The sequence below is a fragment of the candidate division WOR-3 bacterium genome (genome assembly GCA_011052815.1).
GTDB lineage: Bacteria > Hydrothermota > Tepidihabitantia > SM23-42 > SM23-42 > DRIG01.
Genome location: DRIG01000058.1, coordinates 1 through 22,566, shown reverse-complemented (window position 1 = coordinate 22,566; position 22,566 = coordinate 1). Strand labels below are relative to the sequence as shown.

Annotated in this window: 18 protein-coding genes; 9 read left to right on the top strand and 9 right to left on the bottom strand. The window is 44.4% G+C overall.

From position 1 onward, the window contains the following. Positions 1 to 30 precede the first annotated feature (30 nt). From ENI34_05315 to ENI34_05300, 4 genes are read right to left on the bottom strand one after another with little or no spacing between them, the layout of a single operon-like run. Positions 31 to 954, bottom strand: a complete 924-nt coding sequence (locus ENI34_05315; GenBank protein ID HEC78548.1) for a pyruvate ferredoxin oxidoreductase — start codon at positions 952 to 954, stop codon at positions 31 to 33. After that, positions 954 to 2,126, bottom strand: a complete 1,173-nt coding sequence (gene porA, locus ENI34_05310) for a pyruvate ferredoxin oxidoreductase (GenBank protein HEC78547.1) — start codon at positions 2,124 to 2,126, stop codon at positions 954 to 956. Before porA ends, ENI34_05315 begins: the two co-directional genes overlap by 1 nt. Continuing rightward, a complete protein-coding gene (locus ENI34_05305) occupies positions 2,123 to 2,413 on the bottom strand; it encodes a ferredoxin (GenBank protein HEC78546.1) in 291 nt (96 codons plus the stop codon). Before ENI34_05305 ends, porA begins: the two co-directional genes overlap by 4 nt. Then, a complete protein-coding gene (locus ENI34_05300) occupies positions 2,413 to 2,982 on the bottom strand; it encodes a pyruvate synthase (GenBank protein HEC78545.1) in 570 nt (189 codons plus the stop codon). The genes ENI34_05305 and ENI34_05300 overlap by 1 nt, the downstream gene beginning before the upstream one ends. A 578-nt stretch (positions 2,983 to 3,560) precedes the next feature. On the opposite strand from ENI34_05300, the gene ENI34_05295 reads away from it, so the two are divergent. The 4 genes from ENI34_05295 to ENI34_05280 all read left to right on the top strand — a co-directional run bounded on the left by ENI34_05295 (position 3,561) and on the right by ENI34_05280 (position 9,345). Beyond that, positions 3,561 to 4,397: a pantoate--beta-alanine ligase gene (locus tag ENI34_05295; GenBank protein ID HEC78544.1), complete on the top strand. Its 837-nt coding sequence runs from the start codon at positions 3,561 to 3,563 to the stop codon at positions 4,395 to 4,397. A 245-nt stretch (positions 4,398 to 4,642) separates the two neighbouring features. Further along, the gene (locus ENI34_05290) at positions 4,643 to 7,399 is read left to right on the top strand and encodes a T9SS type A sorting domain-containing protein (protein ID HEC78543.1); all 2,757 of its coding nucleotides are present in this window, start codon (positions 4,643 to 4,645) and stop codon (positions 7,397 to 7,399) included. A 273-nt stretch (positions 7,400 to 7,672) separates the two neighbouring features. Next, entirely contained in the window at positions 7,673 to 8,143 is a 471-nt protein-coding gene (locus ENI34_05285) for a CBS domain-containing protein (GenBank protein ID HEC78542.1), read from the top strand. A 2-nt stretch (positions 8,144 to 8,145) separates the two neighbouring features. Further along, positions 8,146 to 9,345, top strand: a complete 1,200-nt coding sequence (locus ENI34_05280; protein HEC78541.1) for a cation:proton antiporter — start codon at positions 8,146 to 8,148, stop codon at positions 9,343 to 9,345. Between the two features lie 3 nt (positions 9,346 to 9,348). On the opposite strand, the gene ENI34_05275 is transcribed toward ENI34_05280, so the two are convergent. Genes ENI34_05275 through ruvX form a run of 5 tightly spaced genes read right to left on the bottom strand, consistent with a single transcriptional unit; the run spans position 9,349 to position 16,790 of the window. Beyond that, positions 9,349 to 10,740 (bottom strand): diguanylate cyclase, encoded by a 1,392-nt coding sequence (locus ENI34_05275; GenBank protein ID HEC78540.1) that lies wholly within the window; start codon positions 10,738 to 10,740, stop codon positions 9,349 to 9,351. Then, positions 10,740 to 13,004, bottom strand: a complete 2,265-nt coding sequence (locus ENI34_05270) for a hypothetical protein (GenBank protein HEC78539.1) — start codon at positions 13,002 to 13,004, stop codon at positions 10,740 to 10,742. Before ENI34_05270 ends, ENI34_05275 begins: the two co-directional genes overlap by 1 nt. After that, positions 13,001 to 15,418, bottom strand: a complete 2,418-nt coding sequence (locus ENI34_05265) for a hypothetical protein (GenBank protein ID HEC78538.1) — start codon at positions 15,416 to 15,418, stop codon at positions 13,001 to 13,003. The genes ENI34_05270 and ENI34_05265 overlap by 4 nt, the downstream gene beginning before the upstream one ends. Beyond that, entirely contained in the window at positions 15,415 to 16,386 is a 972-nt protein-coding gene (gene mltG, locus ENI34_05260; protein ID HEC78537.1) for an endolytic transglycosylase MltG, read from the bottom strand. Before mltG ends, ENI34_05265 begins: the two co-directional genes overlap by 4 nt. After that, positions 16,374 to 16,790 carry a Holliday junction resolvase RuvX gene (ruvX, locus tag ENI34_05255; protein HEC78536.1) on the bottom strand — a complete coding sequence of 139 codons (417 nt, stop codon included), beginning with the start codon at positions 16,788 to 16,790 and terminating at the stop codon, positions 16,374 to 16,376. The genes mltG and ruvX overlap by 13 nt, the downstream gene beginning before the upstream one ends. Positions 16,791 to 16,921: 131 nt before the next feature. On the opposite strand from ruvX, the gene ENI34_05250 reads away from it, so the two are divergent. From ENI34_05250 to ENI34_05230, 5 genes are all read left to right on the top strand, one after another. Then, positions 16,922 to 17,731: a hypothetical protein gene (locus ENI34_05250; protein HEC78535.1), complete on the top strand. Its 810-nt coding sequence runs from the start codon at positions 16,922 to 16,924 to the stop codon at positions 17,729 to 17,731. Further along, positions 17,728 to 18,480, top strand: coding sequence for an undecaprenyl-diphosphate phosphatase (locus ENI34_05245; GenBank protein HEC78534.1), 753 nt, complete (start codon positions 17,728 to 17,730; stop codon positions 18,478 to 18,480). The genes ENI34_05250 and ENI34_05245 overlap by 4 nt, the downstream gene beginning before the upstream one ends. Beyond that, on the top strand, positions 18,360 to 20,417 hold the full coding sequence (locus ENI34_05240) for a S9 family peptidase (GenBank protein ID HEC78533.1): 2,058 nt from the start codon (positions 18,360 to 18,362) through the stop codon (positions 20,415 to 20,417). Before ENI34_05245 ends, ENI34_05240 begins: the two co-directional genes overlap by 121 nt. Before the next feature lie 61 nt (positions 20,418 to 20,478). Beyond that, on the top strand, positions 20,479 to 21,075 hold the full coding sequence (locus tag ENI34_05235; GenBank protein ID HEC78532.1) for a hypothetical protein: 597 nt from the start codon (positions 20,479 to 20,481) through the stop codon (positions 21,073 to 21,075). Next, entirely contained in the window at positions 21,029 to 22,222 is a 1,194-nt protein-coding gene (locus ENI34_05230; GenBank protein ID HEC78531.1) for a hypothetical protein, read from the top strand. The genes ENI34_05235 and ENI34_05230 overlap by 47 nt, the downstream gene beginning before the upstream one ends. Positions 22,223 to 22,566: the final 344 nt, after the last annotated feature.

The window sequence follows — 22,566 nt, the reverse complement described above, 5'->3', positions numbered from 1 at the left end:
GCCGTCTTATAATGTCGAATCCCGGAAAAGTTATGACGCCTCAGCGCGCTTCAGTAATCTCTCCCAGATGTAATCGACCTCTTTTTGAAATTCCTGGATAGGAAGCTGATCCTTCCATTTAAAGAGATGATTAAATCTTCCCTGTAACTTCAGAAATTCGGTGATCGGTTTTTTCTCCTTGGGCTTCACGGTGATACGATATTTGCCGTTCTCATATTCATAAAGAGGCCAGATACAGGTCTCCACTGCCAGTTTTGAAATTTTGACGGTCTTTTCCGGAGGATATGCCCAGCCGAGACGGCAGGGTGCATATATATTAAGGAAGGAAGGACCGTCGGCGTTCAGGGCTTTACGGACTTTTGTAACGAGGTCGTTCCAGTAGGCGAACGTTGTCTGCGCCGCATAAGCGGGTTCATGAGCGATCACGATTTCGGTCAGATTCTTTCGCAACTGAGGTTTTCCAGGTATAACCTTTCCTGCGGGTGAAGTCGTCGTGTGGGCGCCGCGCGGCGTCGCGGACGAACGCTGAATTCCCGTATTCATATATGCTTCATTATTATAACACACATAAAGCACCCGATGTCTCCGCTCGATCATTCCGGACAACGCCTGTAAACCGATATCATATGTTCCGCCGTCACCGCCGAATGCGATAAACCGTAAATCTTTGGTTATCTTACCTTTTCTCTTCAGTGCCTTATACGCCGCTTCCACCCCTGCCATTGTCGCCGCCACATTCTCGAATGCATTATGGATATAAGGGACCTTCCATGCAGAATAAGGATAGATCGTTGAAAAGACCTCAAGACAACCGGTTGCACAACCGACCACCACGGGGTTCTCCGCCGCCATAAGCACCTGGCGTGCAATTATCGCCGCACCGCATCCAGCGCACCCACGGTGACCTCCGACAAATTTCTCTTTTGGTAATGCAAGTTCCTTAAGCTTAGCCATTATTCACCTCTCACTCCAAAGTACACAATATCTTTATCGACCTTACCCGACTTTTTAATCTCAAAGAGCTGCTCGTACACCGTCTCAATCTCTTCTATACTGATATCCCTGCCGCCGAGACCGTAAATATAATTCTTCAGTAGAGGGCGGACCTCTGCATCATAGAGTATGGAACGGGCATCATTGTAGAGATGGCCTCCAAGGGTCGAAAGTGTGTCTGCCCGGTCCATAATGCCGATGACGCCGGCTTTGGAAAGAGCAGCACACATCGCCTCCTTAGGGAAGGGGCGATATACTCGACAGCGTATCAAACCGACCTTTTTACCCTTTTCCCGCAGTCTTTCGACAGCGACCTTGGCGGTGCCACCGGTCGAGCCCATCACGAGAATCGCAACCTCGGCATCATCCATCTTATACTCATCCACCACTGGATAATAACGTCCGAATTTATCACCGAACTCCTTCTGGACTTTTTCTATCACCGGTAAAACGCGGTCCATTGCATCAATCTCTGAGCGTTTGTGTTCAAAAAAGTAATCCTGTAGATCAAGCGGCCCGAGCGTAATTGGTGCATCGGTATCGAGTAAAGAGTAATTGAGCTTCCGCTCACCGAGAAACGCGGGAACTTCTTTGTCATCCACCAGTTCCACCCGCTCCATTCCATGACTGATGATAAAGGCGTCCGTCGATACAATCCCGGGCAACAGTACGGTCTCTGCAATCTTCACCAACTGGATTGTTGTATCATACGCCTCCTGTGCATTTTCCGTGTATATCTGCAACCAACCGCTGTCCCGCGACGCAAGGGTGTCTGAATGGTCACAATGGATGTTGATCGGACTCGAAAGAGAACGATTGACCAGACAGATAACGATCGGAAGCCGCAGGCCTGCGGCGATAAACAGAATTTCATGCATCAAAGCAAGCCCCTGGGATGCCGTGGACGTCATCACCCGGGCACCAGCCGCAGAAGCACCCACGCAGGCGCTGCATGCCGAGTGTTCACTCTCAACCGGTACAAACTCGGTATCGACGACTCCGTCATGGACGAACTTGGAAAACAACTGTACCACCTCAGTGGCGGGTGTAATGGGATACGCAGCCACGACATCAGGGTTTATCTGACGCATAGCCTCAGCCATTGCTTCATTTCCTGTTCTCGCAACAATCATTTTTCCTCCCTTATCATTGTAATCGCCTTTATTTTAGGTGGACATTCCTCTGCGCAGATACCACAACCCTTGCAGAATTTATAATCAATACCCTGTACCTTTCCGTCCTTCACGATGATCGATGAATCAGGGCAATACACCCAGCAGATCAGACAGTGTGTGCACTTTTCCGCATCCCAGATCGGCTTCTCGCTCCGCCAGTCACCCGTCTCAAAATTTTCACTGCTTCCCGGTTCCAGAACGAGACCGATCGGAAGTTCTCTCCAGCCTTTCTTATCCTTCTTCATCACCCTACCTCCTCATATGCCTTCTTGATAGCCTTGATATTACCTTCCACCACATCAGGACGATTCGGAAATTTCTTCTTCAAACGCTTCTCCACCGACTTCAACATCGGTTCGAATTCAAGTAACTTTGATGCCTTTATCAACGCACCGAGCATCGGGGTATTGGGCAGGTCACGACCCAGAATCTCCTGTGAAATCTTGCTCGCATCGACAACATATACGGTCTGAGTCGTAAGCTTAAGCTGCTTCTTTATCTCTTCCGCACTCTTCTGTGTATTGACCAGCACCACACCATCCTCTGGCAGACCATCAGTAACATCAACGGTCTCCATCAGAGTAGGATCCAGCACAACAACAATCTGCGGTGTCTTGATGCCACAGTGCTGGAGAATGGGCTCATCGGAAATGCGGTTGAAAGCAAAAACCGGTGCCCCCATTCTTTCCGGCCCGTACTCAGGGAATGCTTGAATATATTTACCTGTCTCAACAGCGGCATCGCCGAAGAGCAGGGCAGCGGTCTTTGCACCCTGTCCTCCTCTGCCGTGCCACCTTATCTCCAGTAATGCCATTGGATTACTCCTTTCTTATTTTTAAAAGTTATGATAATTTCTAAAAAGTTACCTTAAGTCAAGACTGTATGTGGACGAACCTTAGTCGTTCAGATCTGCAAAATTCCTGATTCTTACCCGAATATTATTATAGCCAAAATTCTCGAGAAGTCAATATCATCCAGCGCCGCTTCCCTCTTCTGTCATTCTGAGCGAAGCGAAGAATCTCTCTTTTTTCCCCAGCACCGCTCCCTTCCATGCACAAAGTGCATCCCTTCCAGCGCAGCTCCCTTCCATGCACAAAGTGCATCCCTTCCAGCGCAGCTCCCTTCCATGCACCGCTCCTAACGCTCCAAACGATCTCAACGATCTAAACGCTCCCAACGTCCTGTTCCTTTCCAAATCCGAAATCCGAAATGCCCTTATTCTCCCTTTCTCCGTTTCTCCCATTCTCCCTTTGCTCCATGCTCTATGCCCTTTGCCCTTCGCCCTCTGCCGCAGGCGGACGAAGAATCTCAAGAGGCTGAATACTGACCATTTTATCCTGAAGTCCTCATTCACTTAATTGACAGGCTCGGAAAAAACAATATAATAGGCTTATGCAGACCGTTAAAAAGATAACCGGCTTGAAAAAAATCATCAAAAAACTCAAAAAAAACGGGCAGACCATAGGATTTGTACCCACGATGGGTTATCTTCACGAAGGCCATCTCTCCCTCGTGCGTCTCGCCCGTAAAAAATGTGATTTTCTGGTCGTCTCGATCTTCGTTAATCCCACGCAGTTCGGACCGGGTGAAGACTTAGAAAAGTATCCCCGGGACATAAACAGAGATTTGAAATTACTCAAAAAAGAAAGGGTTGATCTGGTCTTCATCCCCTCGGTTCGTGAAATATATCCAGAGGATTACAAAACCTATGTCTATGTCGAGGAGTTGAGCAAGTTATTGTGCGGGCGCTCCCGTCCCCACCACTTCCGCGGTGTGACGACAATCGTTTTAAAGCTCTTTAATATCGTCGAACCGGAAATAGCGGTGTTCGGAAAAAAAGATTATCAACAGGCAGTCATCATAAAGAAGATGGTAAAAGATCTGAACCTCGACATAAAGATTATCACCGGGAAAATCATCAGAGAAAAAGACGGCCTGGCGATGAGTTCCCGTAACACCTATCTTACTCCTGAACAGAGAAGGTGCGCTCCGATCATCTACGAGTCCCTTAAGTGGATTCAGAATGCTTATCAGAAGGGTCTCCGCACTCCGAAAAAAGCCGCTGCTGAAATCGAACGTATGATAAAAGAAAAAGGTGGTAAAATTGATTATATCGAGATCGTGGATAAAGACACCTTGAAACCTGTAAAAAGACTGCGGCGCGGCACCCTTGTAGCAGTCGCCGTCTTCTTCGGTAAAACAAGACTCATCGATAATACGATCCTCTGAACCTCAAAACTTCCACACGGAACAACCGTTATCTCTAAAACAATAAAGACCCAAGCTCCAAATGTATTGACATTAGGTGGAGAATGAGTATAATGCAGTAATGGTGAAGGCTTTAAGAATTCAGTTCTCAGGTGCCTTCTATCATATTACCTGTCGAGGTAGTGAACGAGGGAGACGCATAGAAGTCAACATAGAGAAAACTATATAATAAAAATACATAAATCATTAAAACAATAGGAGGAAAGATGTATAAGAGCAACAAAAAATATCTTAATATATTGGTTCTTTTGTTACTAATAGTCGGATTCCGATTCGCATTCAGTCAAAATTCCGCAGGGCGGCAATCACAAATGACAATTATGGACGGATATGGTCTTGAAATTGAAGTAGAAATGACTCCTGATAAACCTAAGCTTGGTGACGAAGTTGAATTGAGATGCACTATGCTAATACCATATCGCGATATACCCAGAAGTAAAATAGTGTACACTTTCTATCACGGAGCGCAACTTACAAGCGGTCAACAGGAGACTGTATTTTCTCCTCTAAAAAAGGGAATGTCAGCACAAGCAACGATACGGTTTAAAGTAGTATCACGATTATTACAGATGAAGGTAATTACAAAAGTAGAAGTATCCGATGGCCATGGCGGCAAAACGTGGAAAGCCGAACGTGGAAAAATGATTGACATGGTTATTCTTGCTGAAGATGATACGATTTCCTACGAAAAATTTGGTCATGATCTCGATCTTTGGTCGCGTATAGGTCCAGAATACTGTTATGATATTGAGGCGGGAACCAGGATGAAGTCACTCGGTCGCTCATATGACGATGAAGCAAGAAAAATCAGAAATGAAATAGAAAAACTCAAAAATTTGGATCCAACATTATCGGATTGGGAAGCACTTGAGCTGATGCATGATGTTATTTATAACATGATCTGGCGCTATGGCATTCATGACAGAAAAAAATCAATATCTATCCTGATTGAAGCAAGACAACTGATGAAAGAAAAAGGAATAAGCAAATGGGAAGCAGTAGAAGATGTAATAAAAAAAAGTGAAGGTTTCAAGAACTTTTTTCGTAATGATGGTGGTTCTAATAATATTAATAGCAATACTAATTTTAATCATATACCGGATCAAAGGGCCGATATTACGATAAGCGGGACGATCGTGTATAAGAAACATTTATACGATAGAATTGACGGTTTAGATACTGCAACTATAAATATGCCATTAAGAAATGTAAAAGTGTGGATCCGAGGATATTGGGATGGTTCTGGGGGCTCACATTATTATGGCCCTGACATTACTAACGATGATGGAGAATATTCTATAACAGTGCAAGGAGTTAATACACCAGGATATTTCATTCCGTTAGTTTGGCTACGAGGACCAAACACCCCACCAGGAGCACAAGACTTTGACCGAATAAAGCTGTATTCAGATTCATTGAAATTCTCATTTATTCCTGCTAGCGAAGATTCTCAAAATTGGCGTTTCCGCGGCAAGATAGAATCTCTCTTGGTAAGCACTAACATCGGCACATTATGCTGTGGTGAATATCTCACTGATGGTCAACTCTGGCCGGATAACCAGTGGCCACGAAGTGGCGCAGCCAACATATATGATAACCTATTAAGTGCTTATCGATTTCTCAGAGACAGTTCCTATACTAATGGGGATACTCTTTATAGGGTAGTTGCTAAATGGGAACCTGATTATGAACATCCTACTCAAATCGCAATGGGCTACGGACAAACTGTCGATACTATATATATATGCGGTGACACGGTAGGTGACTATTCATCTTGGCACGATGAATGGGATGATTGGTCCTCATTGCATGAGTATGGTCATCATGTAATGGTAAAATGTGCTCCACCATTCCCTCCCTGTTCAACGGGAAATCATTACTGGTACCTTGAATATCCTAATCCAGGAGATAAAGGATTAGCTTATGCGGAAGGATGGGCCAATTTTTTTGCAGCCTCGGTGTTCGATAGTGCATGTCAAATTAATACTAAAAAAGGCATCGGTAGAACAACCGCTAATGATACTACCTATTACCACGATATCGAAAACCCTTGGCATGGAAGTCACTTTGATACAACAGAATTTGAAGGCGGACAATGGTGTGAAGGAGCAGTTGCTGGCGTACTTTGGGATATTTATGACTCAAATAACGAAAATCCATATCCTTACTATCCAAGTGGCGGTTTCACAGATACAACATCGGATCTAATGACTCAGATGTACAGACAAGTATGGAATGTTTTAGACGACTACGAACCATCTGATACAACATCTTGTCAGACATTTTTTGACTTCCGTTCTGGCTGGTATTTTTATGGATATCTCCATGGTGATACATTAAATCAAATAACCTATCATCACTACATAGCTGATAGTGTACCTGCAAAGCCTACAGGCCTTTTCGATTCTTTAATTAATTATTATGATGTTTATCTTAGATGGAATAATAACGATGAAGCTGATTTAGATGGATACCGGATTATTCGGAGAGGAAAACAAGTTCTAGGAATGACTGACTGGAATGATTGGGCATTTATTGGCGACAATACTGATTCTAATGACACGACGTTCATTGATACAACAGTGTTATGTATGTGGTATTATCAATATAAGGTAACAGCTTACGATACGATGGGTTGTGAATCAGAACCATCAGATAGTGTTCAAATCAGCATACCCCAAAAGGAAGAACATAAATCACCGATGTGTGTTGAGGTACCCATTATTAGCTGTATTAGGAATTTAAATTTAAGCGTTCCAGCAGGCAGCAAAGAAATAGCAATAAGTATATATGATTGCTGTGGACGTTCTGTCAGCAAGTATAAAATAAGAGTAAGAAAGGAAGATGATTGTAAAATAGAGTTACATAATGTAAATGATCAATTACCATCTGGGGTTTATTTCGTCCACCTTAAAACCGATAAGAAACAAAGTATGATGGAAAAAATAATAATTGTAAGATAGATATACGACGTCAATTAAGCCGCTCCTAGGTCACCACCTTGACACGCCAGGTAGTGGGGGTAGAATTGAATAATAGATAAAGGAAATTTGTGATGGTCAAGAGGATTATTGATCAAACCAATTTTAATTAAATAACCGACTTTCGGTAAGATTGTTTTTGGATAAAAAAAACAATGTATTGACATTATTATTATTATGAATATCATTATTCCGTGAACAGGAAGTATGAGTTTTTAGTTATTTTTTTAAGCTTAAGAAAAAATTGAGGTGGTTATGGAAAAGGTAAGAAAGATTACCTGTAAAAAGGTGATAACGGTCCAGCGCTATACTACGTTAAGAAAAATACTCATGACATTCAAAAAATTTCATACCTTTCCACTGGTGCCGGTCGTTGAAGAAGAAAACCTTTTAGTCGGTATTATCTCACTCAAGAATCTTATTGATGTCTTCCGACCCGAGGAACCGGAAATTCTCAAAACGATCCCGTTTCTGGATGAAAAACCGATTGAAATCACTGAAATCGAATTGTCTCCGGAAATGGGACAGCTCATCGTCGCCGAAGATATCATGAACACGAAATTTCTTGCAATTGATGAAGACCTGCCGATCAAAGAGGCATTCCGTCTGATGAGACTGCATAACAGAGAGCAACTGCCGGTTATTAATAAAGAAAAAAAATTTATAGGGTTTGTTGGATTGTTTGATGTGGTTATGAGTATCTTCAAAAGCAAGGGCGTCGTCTGAGAATGCTGAATACGCTCCTTAGTCTCGGTCTTATTCTAACCATCGGACTAATCGGCGCTCGATTATTCAAAAAATTAAAATTCCCCTCAGTTACAGCTTATATCGTCTTCGGCATAATTTTAGGACCTCATATCCTTAAATTAATCGCAGAAGACGTACTTAACTCCACCACGTTCATCTCCAATATAGCACTGGGGTTGATCGCCGTAAGTCTCGGTCAGAACTTCACGATTACAAAGTTACGCAGAATCGGAAAATCAGTGCTCGCCATATCCCTCGGTGAGGTAATCGGTTCTTTCTCGCTGGTTTTTTTCTTTCTTTTTTTCATTATTAAAACTCCGCTACCGATTGCGCTGATTTTAGCGGCGATCGCACCGGCTACGGCTCCGGCAGCCGTGGTTATGGTAACCCGTGAATATCGTGCAAAAGGACCTTTCACTGATACGCTGTTGGGAGTTGTGGCGATCGACGACGCATGGGGTATAATCCTATTCGCCTTCTGTCTTGCCCTTGCAAAGAGTTTTGCAAGCGCCCATATAGGTATCTTCGCAAATATATTTTCCGACGTCGTCCACGGATTCTGGGAAGTGCTCGGCGGTCTGGGTCTCGGCATATCCTTGGGATTTGTGTACTCATATTTTTTAAAGTATCTGAGAACTTCATCCAACATTCTGATTTACACACTCGGGATCATCTTAATAAACAGCGGTCTGTCGATTATGTTGAATGTTTCATTGCTGCTGGCGAATATGTTCTTCGGTGCGGTGATAGCGAACCGAATAAAATTATGTGATGAAATCTTTGAAATCCTGAAAAAATTCGATCCACCGCTCTATCTTCTCTTTTTTGTCCTTGCAGGTGCGAGCCTTGAAATCCCGAACATCCCGGCACTCGGTCTCATCGGCATCGTCTATGTATTGACAAGGCTACCCGGAGAAATGCTGGGTGCCTTCAGCGGGGCATATCTTGCAAAAGCAAGCAAAAAAATAAAAAAATATCTTGGTTTAGGACTTGCTCCTCAGGCCGGTGTGGCGATCGGTCTGGCATTGGTTGCAAAGACATATTTTACAAACAGTATCGGCGACACAATCCTCTCGACGATCATTGTGACGACCGTAATCTATGAATTGATCGGACCGTTCTTTGTAAAGATAGCACTTGAAAAAGCCGGAGAGGTGGGGAAATCACCCCATGAATATTAATCGTTAAGCCACGACGACCTTATCCCTGCCTGAAAGTTTCCCTTCATACATCGCCTTGTCAGCCTTACCAATAAGTTCATCCCGTGTTTTTGCATCCTCAGGACTTGTGGCGACGCCGAGCGTCACCGAGATGTTGAACTTCTTCCTGCCCACGGCGTTAAAAGGTTTGGAATTGATCTCTTTCCTGATCCTTTCGGCGATTACAGTGGCGGTCTTCTTATCGGTATTCGGTAGGATTACGATATATTCATCGCCTCCGTAACGTACGACCACGTCGCCGCCTCTGACGACATTCTTCAAACGTTCACCCACCCGTTTCAGTGTCTCACTTCCTACAAGATGACCGAAGTTATCATCGACCAGTTTGAAAAAATCGATATCCAGAAAGATCAATGACACAAGAGCCGGCGCTCCCCTGCGTCCTTCCAGTAATTTATCCAGGTATTGATTGCAATAACGGCTGTTATAAAGCTGGGTGAGGTCGTCGATCAAACTCGCCTCTTCCATCTTACGGTACATCGCGGCGTTCTGCAGGGCGATGGTGATGTGGGCGACCAGATTCTCGAATATCTCAAGATCATCGTCGGTAAACGGCTCGCCACCGATCTTATTAACCACCTCAACCACCCCGATGATCTTATCGCGGCTTTTCATCGGAACACAGAGTATCGATTTTGTAGTAAACTTCGTCTTCTTATCCACTCCTGAATAGAAACGCGGGTCTTTTGTCACATCGGGCACGATAAGCGACTGGCCGTAACGGGCGACCCAGCCGGCGACCCCCTGTCCCACCTTGAGTCGCATTCCCAAAAGTTTTTTCCCGGCTTCGCCGGCTGCGGCTTCAAAAACCAGTTCCCCTTTGTCGTGTTCGAGGAAGAGAACCGACCAGCCCTCAGCCTTGATCAAATCCGCGGTCTTCTCCATAATGGTGCGCAGAATCTCCCCGGGTTCCAATGATGAATTTATCGCCTGAACAATTTCATTCAGGGTCTGGAGTTCCTGAATCTTCTGCTTCAGCGACGCCACGGTCTTTAAATTCAAGATGGCTTTTTCCCGATGTTTGACGGCTTTCTCGACCACCTTCTTGAAAAAATCAAGGCGATAAGGACGGATAATCAATCCAACGATTCCTGACAGAATAATCTCCTGATAATCGACCTTCTGGTCCTTATCCATAACAATAACAACGGGAATCGAGGAATCCAGTTTTTTGATTCGATCGAGTATCCTGACCGCCGAACCATCAAGAACAAGGAGATCAAATTTCCTCTTTCTGATCAGTTTTTTTATATCATCGGTCTTTGTTACCGCGGTCCAGTTCAGTCCTAAATTCTGCAGGTTCTTCGCCACGGTGGCGAGTCTGAGGCGGTCTGTATCGTAGATTAAAACCTGCATCAGGTGTTGATTATTTCGTACAACAACTTTATCTTCTTCTGTTTATCGTTGTAAAGGGAATCTTCATGCATATAGATCTCGGTGATATCAGCAGACGCAACCGCTTTGTTTTTGTTCAATTCTTCTAAATAGTGAACCCCTTTGGGGACGACGGAAATTTTAAAATCCTCGAACTTATATCCGTGATTGTTCTGTCTGACTTCTTCCGCTTTCTTGATATATTTCTCAAAGTCCTCCTCGTCAAAGCAGTAATCAAAATCCTCGACGTTCAGAATCAAATTGATCAACGAAGCCGAATCACAGATTACCACTGACCTGCCGGGCTGACGCTCCATGGAATAGAGATTGGCATCGGAAATGATCGGCCCGACGAGGTCCGGATCGCCGTACGAATTAGCAGAAAAGACGACATCTTTAATCGGTACGCCCGACGCGATGCCCACTCCGATTCTGAATAAACTCTTGAATTCCGGAGGAAGCAACGCATAAGTTATTCCGTCGAGTTCAAGAGTCCGTTCCGCGACGTCGGCAAACCACTCACGGTAATGCATAAAATTCGCGCGGATGAACTCCTCTGCCCTCTGCACCATATCACGTGCGCAGAGAATCGCCCTCTTCGCCGAATCAGCCGCCGGAATCAATTCGAATTCGGCGCCGGAAAAGATCGAAGATCGAAGTTTTATCCCTCTGCCTGTTATTGATTCTGTGTAAAGATGGGCGTACAGGGATGCTGAATTTTCCGCGAACCAGATCAATCCGCCGTCGCCGGTGTCCTTCAGAAGAAACCCACCATACTTTTTGACGATATCCGCCATCTCCTTGGCGAACTTATATTTGATTCTCTGCTCTTTGGCTGCATTCTGTAATTTAACACCCATATACGAAGAACCGCGGATATCATAGACCAGAATCGTGATACACTTTCTGAATGTCTCAACGAATTTTCGGATCTCACCAGGATAATTCTGTTTTTTGTCAACAACCGTCAATATGTTCTTTCCTTCAAGAGAAAGTATCTTCAGATTCGCCAGGTCGTATATCAACCTCTTTGGCTGTTCTGCCGGCGGAGGAAAGCATTGCACCAGATCAAACAGGCACTGACCTATCTGATACGGAATAATCACCTGTTTCATAAAAGAATGATAGGCTTCTTTTATCGCATCAAAATCGATCTCCACAGACAAAAGTCCACGCTTCTCGAATTTATTCAAAAGGGCGACACTGGGATTCTTCTGTTTGTGCAGTTGTTCAAATTCCTGAGTCAGGATCTTCGCAAACTTCCTGTCTTCTTCTTTGGTCAAGTTGCCGAATCGAAGATAGAACATATATTCATCAAAGAGTTCGCTCGTTTTCTTTCTTCTGTTCAAAGTCTTTCGTTCGGGTCGATATTTAAACTCCTCCTCCTGCTGCAAGAATGCTTCTATCTCCACCTTTCTCTTTTCATAGTCCTTAAGGTGATATATATTTCCAAGAAACAATCTGTCCAGACGGGAGAAAAGATTCGACGTCTTCTGGGTGATTATGTTGATATCCTCACCCTGTTCGACGTCGTTCTCGATGATCTCTTTAAGTCCTCTATCCGCCTCGAGATAAAGTTCCCGCAGTTGTTCTTTCAGACGTAAAGAATAAAGGGTTATATCTCTCAATTCCTGTTCCATTTTGGTCTTGATCTCCCGGACGAGAGAGGAAATTTTCTTTACCACCTTAAGAAAAGACGGCTGGGACAGATAATCCAGATACACACGGGGGATCTTTTCCACGGCTTCTTTTATATTTCGACATACTATCCGATCGATATCCGACAACAAACTCGGAAGCAGATGTTCGGTACGCGCCTGCAACAAAGAACTATGAACGATCAAAAATATTTCAGGGGAGAATGAAACCGCCTTCAACTCTTTCTTGAACTTCTGGATATACTCACGCTGTCCCGCTCTTTCAATCAATTCAATGACATTATGCGGGCACTTTTCAACGAGTCCGTCAGGAATGGGTAATCCCATTTTCTTGTGACCGATATAGAGCGCCAGTTCCGCACCTTCATACTCAACCACCCGGCGGCCCAGCCATATAACAAAATTACTCCTTCCTTCAAAAATCTTCAAAGGTGCATCGGATATCCCCAAAAAAGCGAACCCCTGCTTGATCAAAGACAGATTCTGTGAATACTTCTTTTCGTTGATAAAGCGCTCTTTCAATAATCGACAATATTCACTGTTATATTCAAGATAATCCTGGATCTGAGAAATATGGTATTTGTTCATTTAACCGCCTCCGACGATACCTCAAAAAGGAATTTCCCTCGACCGCCTTTGCCGTCTTTGATCTCACCGGTCTCGTCTATCTCTATGTCAAAGATCCCGAGCATGATCTTGAGGCTTCCTGGTCGGGATACTTCCTGTCCCAGCTGGGTTACGAAAATTTTGTAAAGATCGAGGATGAATCCCCGACGCGCGACCTTCTGGTTGATCCAGTACTCTAATCCCTGTTCGATATCGAGAAGCAGCGGGTCTATTCTCAATCCCGTTTCACTTAAGAAAGAAAATTTGTTGACATTCAACAACAGATTATATACGGTGGCGTCGTCACAGATCACCGTTGATTTGGACTTTGCCTTGACCTTGGAATAAAAATTGGCTTCCCGCACCAGCATTCCCGTAAGATCGAGTTCTCCGAACGCATTCTTGTCCAGATAGACCTCTTTCGGATAGGCGCCTGAAGCGATTCCCACCCCGATTTGAAAGATCGATTGATAGGACGGAGGAAGTGTCGCATAAGTGGCTCCCTCAAAGTTGATCTTCCGCTCCTCTGTTTCACGAAACCAGTCCTGATATTTGTTTATGTTCTCCTGGACGAAATTCTTGGCGCACTGCACCATCTCAAGACCGCTGCGAACAGCGGAAAGAACACTCCCGCCTTCAAGCTCTGTTGTCTTTTTATTCTTTATATCATGATTATTCGCAGCGAACAACACGATACCGCCGTCACCCGTATCTTTTATCGGAATACCACCGTATTTTTCAACCGCCGCCAACATCGACTCCTGGAAATAATTTCTGATTTCGTTTTCCCGCTTTGCGTCCCGCAGCTTGGTTCCCATGAAGGTAGAACCCCTGATGTCGTAGATGAGCACGGAAATCAAATTTTTGAAGTGAGAAATAGCCAGGGGCGAAACAGTCTTTTTCGGTGTCATGACATTCATCTCTTTCTCCACCAGATTCACCCTGCCGGCTAACGCTTCTTCAGAAAGATAACGGATTCCCTCACTGGGTAATCCTCCGGAAAGTTTGGGATAGTATTCGATCAACTCTTCCAGAAGGAACGACTTTACCAGAGGTAATATCACCTGGTCTATGATAAGATTGAATTTTTCCATAATCGCATCACCGTTGTATTTTTCTTTCAGAAATCCGGATATCTTGTATCTGCTCATCACCTCCAAAGCCGTTTTATTGCCTTTGATTTCACCCATAACATTTTTTATCAACAATTGAAGACGTTCCTCCGGTATTTTGCGGGTGGTGTTGAAAAAGAGAATTAGGTAGGGATCCCACTCGTTTTTAAAGATGAATTTCTGCAGATCGCTGGTTTTGAAGTTGAGAATACTCTTCAGCCCGCTGTCTTTCTTCACATATTCCTCATATTCGTTTTTAAGAAACCGCAGATCATATCCATAACCAATCAAGTTCCGCCGCAGTTTCTTCAATATATTATCAACCGATTCTTCAGTCGAAAAGTTCTCGGTAAGATTCATCAATTCCTCTTTAATGGCGTTCGTGGTCTCTTTTATCTTCTGTTTCATCTCTCTGATTTTTTTGTCGACGGTGTTCCTCTTCTCCTTGTTGCTTTCCAGCATGGTGAATGCTTTCTTCTTAAGCAATTCCAGTATCTCATTTAAACTGTCGTCGTCGGGAAAGAAAAAATGTGATTTGAAAATCTCCATGATCTTATCTCTGTTTAAATATGTCAGAGAGTTTATCGCATTGATCACCTTTTCTTTCGTGGCGACATAGTAGGAAATCATGATATTTTTTATCATCGCGGTGAATACGGGCTCGGGAAGTCCCTTTTCAAGAAAACATCTGCTCAGCAATTTCATCGTTTCACTGTGGCTGCATCGCGGCAGGAAAGGAATCTTCTCGTAACTGCTGACTATGAGTGCATCCGCAACCGGAATATTCTTGGTCAGTGAATTGCGGATATAGCTGAACAACTGATTCACGACCACACCGAAACGCTCGGAGATATTCATCCGTTGTTCAAGTGGTTTATTGACGGTCTGTTTGGTCAAAAAATCACGTAATAATTTTCGATTAACGATTTCAAATATGAGGATTTTATTACTCTCCCCGGCAACGAAATTCTCATAAATTTCAAAGAGCTGGGTGCTGTATCTTTCAAAAAACTTCTCCCACTTATTCACCAGTGAATCGTCGGACAAAAACTGGATATAATTGGTGACGAACTCTTCCTGAAGCGAAAAAATTTTCCTGCCTAAATAAACAAGTTCTTTACCGCCCTTCTTCTCAAGCGCCTCGATAAAACCGTCACCCTGAACCACCCTCTTCAAGATGTCGATATAACGGGTGAAATTAATCGTATCACGGTACGTCTTTTCGAGATTCCTGTAATACGGGGTGTTCAGGATGATGATGTCTTCAAACTCGGCTCTCTTCATTTATATTTTTCCTTTGCAATGATATGTTCCCGGAATGTTCTCGAAAAATGATGTCGGCCGTTGCCCATCGAGACGAAGTAAAGATAATCCACATCAGCGGGTGAGATAACCGCTTTGATCGAACCTTCGCCCGGTGAACAGATTGGAGCCGGAGGAAGGCCGGTATGGAGATAGGTGTTGTACGGTGAGTTCACCCGTAAGTCGCGGTCGAGCAGTTTGGTCTTTGTCCGATACTTATCATAGTCGATCTTTTTCAAGGCGTAAAAAACAGTCGCACACGATTCTAAAGGTCGGTTATGTCTTAATCTATTAAGAAAGACCTTTGCGATTATCGGTCTTTCATCCTCAAACTTCGCTTCTTTTTCCACCATTGAAGCGAGAATGATAATTTGATATATCGAATCGACTTTCTCCAGAGAAAATTTCTTGAGATGTTTTTTGAAATTATCGACAAATGTCATAATAATCTCCGAATCACTCTGACTCGGATTAAAAGAATAAGTATCAGGGAAAAGATACCCCTCCAAAGAATTTCCTTTCAACCCCGCTTCTCTTATAAAATCCTGATCATTACACAGAGCGAGGAAATGTTCTTTATTTATCACCCCGTTAATTTCAAGAATCTCCGCGGTTTCATAAAGAGTCAGTCCTTCGGGAATCGTAACAAGAATATCCGACTTGCCGCCGTGCGAGAGTTCGTTGATTACATAAAGTGGATTTCGGTATCTCTGCAGTTGATAGGTGCCGGACTTCAATTCCTTCTCTTTTCCGGATATCTTCAACCAGAAAAGGAATTCGTGGACATCCCTGACGATCTGATACCGGGCGAGGAATTCTGCAATCTCTTTGGCACTCACCCCTTTCGGAATGGTGACCTCAGTCGCGCCGAGATTGATCGGTTGCCACCAGATGAAAAATATAATAATGAGGATTGAAAGTGCGATTATCCGTCTTTTCATACCGGACATATAGGTTGTGACTTAAGATACTCATCGAGCATAATACAGGCGGCGATCTCATCAACCTTCTGTCTTTTGTATTTAAAACCATGGCTCTTCAACAGATTCAATGCATATTTACTCGTAAAGCGTTCGTCCCAGAGAATGACCTCGATATCCACCGATTTCTTCAGCCGTTTCAAAAACCGCTGGATATCTTTTGATATTTCAGTCGCTTCTCCTTTATGCGAAAGGGGATTACCGATCAGAATACAACCCACCTGATTCTCTTTTATGAGACACTTAAGTCGAATGATAAGCTCTTTATCCGAGCTGACGTTGAGTGTAAGAAACGGCTGGGATATCACACAAAGAGGATCAGTGATTGCAATTCCGACACGCTTCCTGCCGTAATCAACAGCCATTATTCTCATAGACTCTCCTTATCCGCAGTGGAGATATTATGCACAAAATAGATTATAATGAAATATTCTATGATGTCAATACGAATGCTGTTTCACGCTTTCATCGTTGACTTTGATATCAATTTCAATACAATTACGATATGGGCTATATAACCATTATCCGGCCTCTGAATTGTTTCTTAACCCTCATCTCAGTGCTCATCGGCGCCTGGATCGGCAAAAATCTCCTCTTACCGCCCCGACTCATTCTTGCGGGAATGATCGGTTTCATCGTATGTGCCTTTGGCAACGTCGTAAACGACCTCTACGACATCGACATAGATAAACTCAATAATCCTGAACGCCCTTTGGTAAAAGGAACCGTCAAAAAGAACGTTGTGGTGATGATGGCGGTCTTTTTTCTGCTGTTAGCCGGGGTCTTTGCTTTCACTCTCGGAACAGCACCGTTCATCCTCGTTTTGGCGACCCTGATATTGTTATTCTTATATGCGCTCCATTTCAAGAAAACGATCGCCGCCAATTTCTTCGTCTCAATGATGACCGGCTTCAGTTTCCTCCTGGGAGGGCTTATCGTAAAGAACAGTGTAAGCGTATTCCCTTTTATATTCTCTTTTTTTATCCATATGCCCCGTGAAATAGTCAAAGATATTATGGATATGAAAGGAGATACAGAATACGGAGTGATTTCCCTTCCGATCCGTTTCGGATATGAACGCGCGCTCGTCATCAGCGCCCTCTTTCTGGCGGTGCTCTGCATCATTTTGCCGGTACCCTATCTTATGGGGATTCTAAGTATCAGGTATCTGCTCGTAATATTATTCGGTGCATACCCGATTATCTTCTACTCCATATTCAGATTCCTGAAAACCCCTGAGCAGAAAGAATTACCGAAATTCAGCACCCTCCTCAAGATATCAATGGGAGTCGGTGTCATCGCGATGATAATATGATTATAAAAACAGTCATTCTCGGCATTGTTCAGGGATTAACCGAGTTTCTGCCCATTTCGAGTTCAGGCCATCTCGCTGTGCTGGAAAAATACTTCGGAATCAGTGAACCGGTCACCCTTTCAGTGTTTTTGCACTTCGGAACCTTCCTCGCAACAGTGGTCTTTTTCTTTAAACCGATCAGGGATATAATAAAAGGTATATTCAAAAAAGAAAAGGAAAGTATTAATTATCTCGGGTATATAATCATCGGTACGATCCCCATCGGAATATTCGGTTTTATCTTCAGAACGCAGATTGAACAGACCTTTTCTGATATGCTGATGATTACACTCTTTCTAGGTGCCACGGGAACGATCTTACTCTTGACCACCATCATAAAAAGGGGTGAAGCAAAAGTGAATTTCCTATCCGCCCTTGTCATCGGGTTCAGCCAGATGTTTGCCGTCTTCCCGGGGATTTCACGTTCCGGTATGACGATATCCGCCGCCCTCTTTTCAAAGGTGGCTCCTGAACGAGCATTTAATTTTTCATTTCTACTGTCACTGCCCGCTATTCTGGGAGCCAACATCATTGAGGTAAGTTCAATCCCAAAAATAGAAAATCCGCTCTCTGTCATCATCGGCATGGTATGCAGTTTCATCTTCGGCATCATCGCCTTAAAGATTTTAAAGAAAGCGGTTCAGAACAGATTCCATTACTTTGGATTTTATTGTCTGGGCATAAGTATTATCCTGTTGCTGCTGCGATGAAAAAGATATTGTTTTTTATATTAATCTTAATTTTGACCCTGCCGGGTTATGGAAAAACAAAGGGGTATCAAAAAGGTTCTCTGTACATTGAAAAGATCCCGGAAATCCCATCCCGACTCATTGCAGATCTTCTTCCTTACCAGAATGTTCACCACGCATCGTTCTGCGACTGGCTTCCTGATGATAAAGGCATCCTCATCCGCACAAGACTCGGGGACGTCGCCCAGATACACCTGGTGGCGCATCCTGCGGGTTTCAGAAAACAGCTGACCTTTTTCAAAGAACCTGTAGCCGGTGGTCTTGTCTGCCCTGACCCTGAAAAGCCTTTCTTCCTCTTCACCAAAGACTCCGCCGGTAATGAGTTGAATCGGATCTATCGATATAATTACAAAACCGGCAAGATACAGGTACTGACCAGAGAAAGTTCCCGTTATCGGGCGATCAAATGGAACAATAGAGGTGATAAATTCGCATTCTCCAGTACAAAGAGAAACGGAAAAGACTATGATATTTACCTGGGAAGCGCGGACGGTCCGGAAGATCATCAGTGTATATTAAAGCAAGAGGGTTACTGGCGGGCAGTGGACTTTTCACCTGACGACAAAAGGCTGCTCGTCGAACATTATGTTTCGGCGAATGAATCATACTATTACATCCTGAATATCAAAACGAAAAAGTTGACCCGGATAAACCCGGTGACTCAAAAAATTTCTTATGACGACGCACGCTGGGCAAAAGACGGCAAAGGGCTCTATTTCACATCTGATCAATTCAGTGATTTCAAACAGCTCGTTTATCACGACCTGGTTGATCAAAAAAACATCCCCCTCACCCGAAGCATCCCCTGGGACATTGTGGACTTCGACCTCTCACCATCAGGCGACACGATCGCCTTTATCAGCAATGAAAACGGAATAACGAAGTTATATTTTCTGAATACAAAGACCCATACCATCACGCAGGCGCATCTACCTGAAGGATTGATATACGGAATAAAATTCAAACCCGACGGAAAAGAGCTCGCCTTTGTGAGAAATTCTTCCAAAACACCGGGCGACGTCTATACCCTGAATTTAAAAAAGAAAACACTTGTGCGCTGGACATACAGTGAGGTCGGTGGTTTAAACACCGAACTCTTCGTCACACCGGAATTGATTCATTATCCGACATTCGACAGTATCAACGGCGAGCCGAGAATGATTCCTGCTTTCTATTATCGGCCGACCGGCTTCAAACCGCCCTATCCGGTGTTGATAATCTGCCACGGCGGTCCGGAAAGCCAGTATCTTCCCTTCTTCTCCTCATTAACTCAGTTCTACTTAAACGAGATGGGGCTCGCGGTCATCGCGCCGAACATCAGAGGCTCGTCTGGTTACGGCAAAGAGTATTTAATGCTCGACAACGGCTATCACAGAGAAGATGCGGTTAAAGATATCGGTGCACTCCTGGACTGGATAGAGAAACAACCTGAGCTCGATCAAACCCGTGTTGCAATAAGCGGCGGTTCCTACGGCGGCTACCTGGTTCTCGCCGCGATGGTCCATTACAGTAACCGCTTATCCTGCGGCATTGATGCCTGCGGAATCAGCAATTTTGTAACCTTTCTTGAAAAGACCGGTGCATATCGCCGGGATTTGAGAAGGGCTGAATATGGAGATGAACGTGACCCGCAGATGCGTGAATTCCTCCAGAAGATATCTCCCCTGACAAACGCCGACCGGATAAAAAAACCCCTTCTTGTGATCCAGGGAGCAAACGACCCGCGTGTTCCGGTCGCAGAAGCAGAACAGATCATCCGGGCGGTGCGAAAAAACAGGGTGGATGTGTGGTATCTTCTGGCTGAAGACGAAGGTCACGGTTTCAGGAAAAAGGCGAATCGTGACTTTTCATACTATGCGCAAATTCTTTTTTTGAAAAAATATTTATTGAACAGGTAAAAAATTTATCGATCTGATCTTATCCGTCAAATAACTTTTTAAGTAAACAAGGAGGTTCTTTATGAAAGGGATAAAAAGTCTGAAAGAGATGCTTATTAAAATGCGGGATCTCTCTGACCTGCTCATTGAACTCGGGTATGCCGCTCTGCTGCAGGACGACCTGACCCTGATTGAGGAAATCACACGCATAAAGAACGAAATCAAAGAACTCACCTATGAGATGCGTATCTCGACAATTTATGCTGCCAAAGGACTCTCAAAAAACGAAATATTACAGCTCGCTTCCCTGCTCCAGATCGGAGTTGCAGTAAAAGAAATCTCCGACGGTATTGATGATATGATTGAAATCATCGCCCGGGGTGTCCATCCGATCATTGAGGCGGCTTATCGACGGGACACAATCATAAAGAAGATGATTGTCGAAGAAGGCTCCTCTCTCGCCGATTGTTCCCTTGAAAAAGCAAAACTTCCCGAGCAGACCGGATTTACGATAAGGGCGATAAGACGCGGCAACAAATGGATATTCGAACCGGTCGGCAAGACAATACTCAAACCCGATGATGTGCTCCTTTTAAAAGGTAAAGACGTTGCGCTCCGAAAGATGGCGGAATATGCGAAGGCGAAGAAAAAAGAGAAAAAGACGAAGAATAATAAGTAAAATCTTAAAAGAAGCGACTCCTCTTCTTTTTCTCACGATATTCGGAGGAGCCTTTGCCGGTTCAGTACTGGGCAAGATGGAAGAAATCCTCGTCCTTGTACCGGGTGTATTCGTCCTGATTCCGGCGATCCTTGACCTGCGTGGTGACGTAGGCATCTCCTTTGGTTCACGAATGAGCACCCTGCTCCATCTGGGACTCATCAAACCCCGCCTCAGGTTCAGTTCAATTCTTCTGAACAATATTCTCGGTGCATTCTCTTTGAGCTTCTCTTTCTCGGCTCTGTTCGGAATCCTCGCCCATCTTCTCTGCCTTATACTCGGTCTTCCCTCTGCCGGCATAACAAAGTTGACCCTCATCGGTTTCTTAAGCGGTGTGCTCGCCAGCCTGGTGATGATTCCCTTCACCCTCTTTTTATCAATCTTTTCGTTCAAAAAAGGAATCGACCCGGACGACATCATATCACCGGCGATTGCGGTCATCGGCGACGGGGTTGCGGTCCTGTCGATATACCTGGGAGCGACGATCGTCAATAAATTAACCCTACCCGATTTAAGTTATCTGGTGCTCACCTTGCTTGTCATCAAAGAAACCCTGCCTTCCCGCTACAAATTCTTCAGAATCTTCTTAGAAAGCAGCCCGGTCATCTTGATCTGCGGTCTGCTCGGTGTCTTTGCCGGAGTCTTTCTTCATTCCCACGAACTTCTATTCCGCACAGCGCCGTATCTCCTGGTCCTCCTGCCTCAACTCATCTCCAAAGGCGGCAGCATCGGCTCAATCACAGGGATGCGACTGACCTCTGCCCTTTATATCGGTTACACCAAACCATTTCGCTGGAACAAATACGTCTGGCAAAACCTGACTGCGGCTCTCTTTCTGTCACTTATTCTGATTTTACCGATCACCGTCGTCACCCACTTCACCGCGCTCTGGCTCCATATCGGTCAACCGGACTTCTTTCTGCTCTTTATCATTACTCTAATCGGCTTATTCATTCTGGGGCTCGGCACAAGTTTAATCTCTTTTTTAATTGCATCGATTGCAAAAAAAATACACCTCGACCCCAGTAATATCGTTGCTCCGTTAATCACCAGTATCGGTGATGTATCAGGAGTATTCCTCTTCATCCTCCTGATACACATTCTGTAAATCCCTCTCCCTCTCTCCGTTTCTCCCATTCTCCCATTCTCCGTTTCTCCCGCTCTCCGTTTCACCACTGTCATTCTGAGTCCGCCGCTCTTTTTGGCGGACGAAGAATCTTAATAACTTAATGACTCAATGACCAATGACTAAATGTCCCTTCCAGCACCGCTCCCTTCCATGCACAAAGTGCATCCCTTCCAGCGCAGCTCTCTTTCCCGCCGCTCCCAACGCTCATAACGCTCTCAACGCTCCAAACGCTCCCAACGTCCTGTTCCTTTCCAAATCCGAAACCCGAAATCCGAAATGCCCTTATTCTCCCTTTCCCCGTTTCTCCCATTCCCCGTTTCCCC

Excerpts from the sequence above, each read along its gene's own strand:
- ENI34_05315 (HEC78548.1), bottom strand. The coding sequence starts at position 954 with ATGGCTAAGCTTAAGGAACTTGCATTACCAAAAGAGAAATTTGTCGGA.
- porA (HEC78547.1), bottom strand. The coding sequence starts at position 2,126 with ATGATTGTTGCGAGAACAGGAAATGAAGCAATGGCTGAGGCTATGCGT.
- ENI34_05305 (HEC78546.1), bottom strand. The coding sequence starts at position 2,413 with ATGAAGAAGGATAAGAAAGGCTGGAGAGAACTTCCGATCGGTCTCGTT.
- ENI34_05300 (HEC78545.1), bottom strand. The coding sequence starts at position 2,982 with ATGGCATTACTGGAGATAAGGTGGCACGGCAGAGGAGGACAGGGTGCA.
- ENI34_05295 (HEC78544.1), top strand. The coding sequence starts at position 3,561 with ATGCAGACCGTTAAAAAGATAACCGGCTTGAAAAAAATCATCAAAAAA.
- ENI34_05290 (HEC78543.1), top strand. The coding sequence starts at position 4,643 with ATGTATAAGAGCAACAAAAAATATCTTAATATATTGGTTCTTTTGTTA.
- ENI34_05285 (HEC78542.1), top strand. The coding sequence starts at position 7,673 with ATGGAAAAGGTAAGAAAGATTACCTGTAAAAAGGTGATAACGGTCCAG.
- ENI34_05280 (HEC78541.1), top strand. The coding sequence starts at position 8,146 with ATGCTGAATACGCTCCTTAGTCTCGGTCTTATTCTAACCATCGGACTA.
- ENI34_05275 (HEC78540.1), bottom strand. The coding sequence starts at position 10,740 with ATGCAGGTTTTAATCTACGATACAGACCGCCTCAGACTCGCCACCGTG.
- ENI34_05270 (HEC78539.1), bottom strand. The coding sequence starts at position 13,004 with ATGAACAAATACCATATTTCTCAGATCCAGGATTATCTTGAATATAAC.
- ENI34_05265 (HEC78538.1), bottom strand. The coding sequence starts at position 15,418 with ATGAAGAGAGCCGAGTTTGAAGACATCATCATCCTGAACACCCCGTAT.
- mltG (HEC78537.1), bottom strand. The coding sequence starts at position 16,386 with ATGTCCGGTATGAAAAGACGGATAATCGCACTTTCAATCCTCATTATT.
- ruvX (HEC78536.1), bottom strand. The coding sequence starts at position 16,790 with ATGAGAATAATGGCTGTTGATTACGGCAGGAAGCGTGTCGGAATTGCA.
- ENI34_05250 (HEC78535.1), top strand. The coding sequence starts at position 16,922 with ATGGGCTATATAACCATTATCCGGCCTCTGAATTGTTTCTTAACCCTC.
- ENI34_05245 (HEC78534.1), top strand. The coding sequence starts at position 17,728 with ATGATTATAAAAACAGTCATTCTCGGCATTGTTCAGGGATTAACCGAG.
- ENI34_05240 (HEC78533.1), top strand. The coding sequence starts at position 18,360 with ATGCAGTTTCATCTTCGGCATCATCGCCTTAAAGATTTTAAAGAAAGC.
- ENI34_05235 (HEC78532.1), top strand. The coding sequence starts at position 20,479 with ATGAAAGGGATAAAAAGTCTGAAAGAGATGCTTATTAAAATGCGGGAT.
- ENI34_05230 (HEC78531.1), top strand. The coding sequence starts at position 21,029 with ATGCGAAGGCGAAGAAAAAAGAGAAAAAGACGAAGAATAATAAGTAAA.